Genomic DNA, 3,483 nt, shown 5'->3' with positions numbered 1-3,483 from the left:
GGGGGGGCAGGTGATTGTGAATCCGGGGGCGGGAAGGGGGATGCGGTCGGTCATGGCCTGCTCCTTCGAAGGCGGTGGTCGGGTGGTCGGGGGTTAGCGGACGATCTGTCCGGCGTGCTTGTTGGCGGCGCAGGTGATGCAGGCCTGGCAGTCGCCGCGGTTGTTGCGGTGGATGGCGGGGTCGTGGGCGTGCGCCCAGCACTGCCGGCACTCGTCTTGGGGCGGGTTCGCTGCTCGCGCCTTCGGCATCGCGGGGTCCTTCCGGTGGTTGGGGTGGTGGGGCCCGGTGTGGGCCGGGCCCTGTAGGGGTCAGAGCATGAGCCGGTACTCGTCGACCAGGTCCGTCGTGGACTGCAGGTAGCGGCTGGCGCGAGTGAGGAGGATCTTCACCTCGTCCCTGTCCGTGCTGTTCAGGGCGTCGGTCAGGTAGACCGCGGCGTTGTCGAGGTTCTCGGTGCCGTTGATGCCGGCGTGGTCGAGGTTGATCGCGGCCGTCGTCAGCTGGTCGATGAACTCGCTGGCTGTGGTCGCGGGCTCCTCGTCGGCGGCGAAGGCGACGTCCTTGGCGTAGGTGTCGATCAGCGTCTGGATGCTGGGCGGGGTGGGGGCGGTCATGAGCGGTGTCCTTGCTGGTCGATGACGGCGGCCAGCTCGGCCGCAAGGTGGTGGATCTCGGGGTCGGCCAGCGCGAACGCGATCCGCTCCCCGAGGAGTTGCGCGGTCTTCTGTACGTCCAGGGGCAGCGTCCGCAGGGCCGGGTTCGACTCGGCCGTGGCCAGGCGCTGCACGGTCAGGCCAATCGCGGTGATCAGGTCGCAGTCCGGGGATCCGGCGAGTGCGGCAATGAGGGTCTGGGTGCGGTCGAGGTCGTGCCGGTCGAGGGCGATGTGGCGGAGCCCGTCACGGTTGAACTCGATCCCGGCGTGGATGCCGGCGAGGTCGTCGATGACGTCGCCGAGTTCCGTGCCGTCGACGGGCGGGACGGCGTTCCCGGCGGTGTGCAGAGGAGTCGCGGTCACAGCTGCTCCTCGTTGGCGAACGCCTCGGCCTGCGTGAGCAGGTCCTTGATGTCGGCGGCATTCGTGTCGGGGGCTTCCCCGTCCTCGTCCGCGAGCGGGTCGGACAGGTCGCCGAACACGTCGTCGATCGCCTCAATGACACGCAGGAACTCGGCCTGCCGGTGGTCCAGGACGGACGCCTGAACGGTCCGCGGGTCCAGGAGGAGGAAGATCTCGACGACGTCGAGGTACAGGTCGGGGTTGCGGTCCGCGACGTCGATGGCGGACCACTCGCCGCCGGCGATGTCCTCGTAGTGCGGGTCGTTGAACATCACGACACCGCCTTCGCGAGGCGCTCGTCGATGTTCGCGTCGTGGACCTTGGGGAGCGCGACGCGGATCAGGCCGGCGAGGAACTCCGTGGTCAGCATCCCGACGCGGGACTCGCCCACGTAGTTGAGGGTCGGGCCGTCCAGGGCCCGCAGGTGAACGAGGTTCCCGTCACCGTCGAAGGAGTCCTTGTCGCCGAGCGCGTAGCCGAGCTGCTCGATGAGGCCGAGGAGTTCTCGGGCCGACTCGTGCGCGGCAACCGAACGGCGAAGGGCCTCGTCGACCTGGCCGGCGTCGAAAGTGGAATCGAATGTGTGCGGGCCGCTCGTGCGGCTAGCCATATGGCGGTTACGATCCATAGTGGATCGGCCTCCCTGAATGCGCAGGTGGGCGGGTTCACGTCCGTGGCGGTGTAGGAGCCGCTTCGGGACACGCGGCCCTGGTCCGGCATCAGCTGGTCTAGGGCCGTTTTGCTGTGCTGAGAACAACAGTAGAGCGTGACTTGCCATGTGGCAAGTCATAGAGACAGAATGGAGGCAACAGCCATCGCAGAAGGAGGACAGGACTTGGTGACCTTCCGAGAAGCCGCGCGACGTGTCATGGCGGAAGAGATCGCCCCGTCCATGACTCACCAGCGCATCTCGCAACTCGCCAGAGACGACGAGAACTTTCCGCCGGTTCAGCAGATTGGTAGATCGAAGGTCGTTGACTGGGTGATGGCGCGGCCGTACTTCATCGCGCACGCCAAGAAGGCGGCCCTGCGTGACAGCCGGCGTCGGCCGAAGAGCGAGGAGAGCGGCAACGAGTAGCCCGAAACCGCGAGGGCCTCCGGTGGAGTCCTGAGCGTACGAACGGCCGACCGGGGTGGAGCCCGGCCGACCGTCCTGACGATCGCTGACCTGCGAAATCGAGCGACCGATGAACCGCCCCTGCAAGAGGAGATTCGACATGAGCCTACTAGTGAGACAGACAAGCGAGAACCCTGAGCGAATCAACCTCAGGTCCCTGTGGTGAGCGGCGCAGAAGAGCCCCTGCCGCCCGCAGTGACGTTCAAGAGCGGAGCCGAGCTGCTCATCAAGCTGGGCATCGTCGACACGATCACGCACCAGGGCGTTCGCCATATCGCCCAGTCCAAGGACTGGCCGTTCGGCGAGGGGCGGCAGCATCCGTACTGGCGCGTCGCCAACGCGCAGCAGGTGATGGCGACTGAGCCGTTCCTCGAGTACTTCCGGGAACGTGAGCGGAAGCGCCGCGAAGAAGTCAGCGGCCAGTGATCGGCTTAAGGGCCTCGGGATCGCAGCCCCGAGTGTCTGGAAAAGCAGAACGGCCGGTCGCGGGGAGTTCGCAGCTACCCCGGCCTCGACCAGCCGTCCAAGCGTGACAGCGGTTTGCCGGCCGCTGACAGAAGCAACCCGATGCATAGGAAGGGTGCTCGTGAAGAGCGTATCGCGGAGCACGCCAGTAGTCAGCACAGACCCGTCATGCGCGATCGGACGGCAGTGATGGCCACCCCGGCGAGGGAGCCGCACTACACGAAGATCCCGGAGTGGGTCAGCGAGTGTGGCGCGAACGGCATGGAAGCTGCCGTGTACCAGAACCTGGCGAAGCGGCTGCATCACGCGAGCGGCTCGCGGAAGGTCGATCCGAGCCGTGCGCGGCTGGCGGCCGACATCGGGCTGAAGAAGCCGGACGACGTCGATCCGTACCTGCGCGCCCTCGAGGTGCTGGGCACGATCATCATTCACGCGAAGAAGGGCATGCGGGCGACGTACGAGCTGCCCGTGTGGCCGCCTGAGGGCTACGACGGCCCGGAGAACACGTACGCGGCGGACAAGTGGCAGAAGGACGATGCGGCCGGCTACAAGGCGTGGCGTGCCCGTCGTCGTGCGCTGGTCGATGCCGCTGAGGCTCCGTACGCGGAGAAGAAGCGTGCTCGGGTCGTCAAGAGCAGGGCCCGTAAGGCGGCCGTCGCGGAGTCGGACGTACCCGTTGCAACGGGTAGGTCGGAGCAGGACCACGTACCCGTTCCAACGGGTAGGTCCCAACCCGTTGGAACGGGTACCCACCGACCCGTTCCAACGGGTACGAACCAGGACGACCAAAACGACCAGACGAATATGGGTGACGGCCGTAGGCCCACCACCGGTAGTAGGAGC

General features: G+C 66.8%; 8 protein-coding genes. 3 read left to right on the top strand and 5 right to left on the bottom strand.

Annotated elements, in window-relative coordinates:
* Positions 1 to 93: 93 nt before the first annotated feature.
* The 5 genes from ACFVWR_RS18920 to ACFVWR_RS18900 are packed head-to-tail and all read right to left on the bottom strand — an operon-like array spanning position 94 to position 1,668.
* Positions 94 to 249 carry a hypothetical protein gene (locus ACFVWR_RS18920; RefSeq protein ID WP_387215939.1) on the bottom strand — a complete coding sequence of 52 codons (156 nt, stop codon included), beginning with the start codon at positions 247 to 249 and terminating at the stop codon, positions 94 to 96.
* 60 nt (positions 250 to 309) lie between these two features.
* The gene (locus ACFVWR_RS18915) at positions 310 to 615 is read right to left on the bottom strand and encodes a hypothetical protein (RefSeq protein WP_387215936.1); all 306 of its coding nucleotides are present in this window, start codon (positions 613 to 615) and stop codon (positions 310 to 312) included.
* Entirely contained in the window at positions 612 to 1,019 is a 408-nt protein-coding gene (locus ACFVWR_RS18910; RefSeq protein ID WP_387215933.1) for a hypothetical protein, read from the bottom strand. Before ACFVWR_RS18910 ends, ACFVWR_RS18915 begins: the two co-directional genes overlap by 4 nt.
* On the bottom strand, positions 1,016 to 1,333 hold the full coding sequence (locus ACFVWR_RS18905) for a hypothetical protein (protein ID WP_387215930.1): 318 nt from the start codon (positions 1,331 to 1,333) through the stop codon (positions 1,016 to 1,018). The genes ACFVWR_RS18910 and ACFVWR_RS18905 overlap by 4 nt, the downstream gene beginning before the upstream one ends.
* On the bottom strand, positions 1,330 to 1,668 hold the full coding sequence (locus ACFVWR_RS18900; RefSeq protein ID WP_387215925.1) for a hypothetical protein: 339 nt from the start codon (positions 1,666 to 1,668) through the stop codon (positions 1,330 to 1,332). The genes ACFVWR_RS18905 and ACFVWR_RS18900 overlap by 4 nt, the downstream gene beginning before the upstream one ends.
* A gap of 282 nt (positions 1,669 to 1,950) precedes the next feature.
* Between ACFVWR_RS18900 and ACFVWR_RS18895 the strand changes: the two genes are divergently transcribed.
* The 3 genes from ACFVWR_RS18895 to ACFVWR_RS18885 form a co-directional block, all read left to right on the top strand.
* Complete coding sequence (locus tag ACFVWR_RS18895) at positions 1,951 to 2,136, top strand: hypothetical protein (RefSeq protein WP_387215922.1); 186 nt, start codon at positions 1,951 to 1,953, stop codon at positions 2,134 to 2,136.
* A gap of 201 nt (positions 2,137 to 2,337) precedes the next feature.
* Positions 2,338 to 2,601: a hypothetical protein gene (locus tag ACFVWR_RS18890; RefSeq protein WP_387215919.1), complete on the top strand. Its 264-nt coding sequence runs from the start codon at positions 2,338 to 2,340 to the stop codon at positions 2,599 to 2,601.
* A gap of 207 nt (positions 2,602 to 2,808) precedes the next feature.
* A partial coding sequence (locus tag ACFVWR_RS18885; RefSeq protein ID WP_387215916.1) for a hypothetical protein occupies positions 2,809 to 3,483 on the top strand: 675 nt, incomplete at its 3' end.

Origin of the sequence: Leifsonia sp. NPDC058292, assembly GCF_042880955.1 — a bacterium.
In the GTDB taxonomy this organism is placed as follows: Bacteria; Actinomycetota; Actinomycetes; order Actinomycetales; family Microbacteriaceae; genus Leifsonia.
Note: the sequence above shows the minus strand (reverse complement) of the source record. Positions and strands in the feature narration are given on the sequence as shown.

Bases quoted from the DNA above. Each gene is read 5' to 3' on its own strand.
- ACFVWR_RS18915 (WP_387215936.1), bottom strand. From the start codon at position 615: ATGACCGCCCCCACCCCGCCCAGCATCCAGACGCTGATCGACACCTAC.
- ACFVWR_RS18895 (WP_387215922.1), top strand. From the start codon at position 1,951: ATGACTCACCAGCGCATCTCGCAACTCGCCAGAGACGACGAGAACTTT.
- ACFVWR_RS18920 (WP_387215939.1), bottom strand. From the start codon at position 249: ATGCCGAAGGCGCGAGCAGCGAACCCGCCCCAAGACGAGTGCCGGCAG.
- ACFVWR_RS18900 (WP_387215925.1), bottom strand. From the start codon at position 1,668: ATGGCTAGCCGCACGAGCGGCCCGCACACATTCGATTCCACTTTCGAC.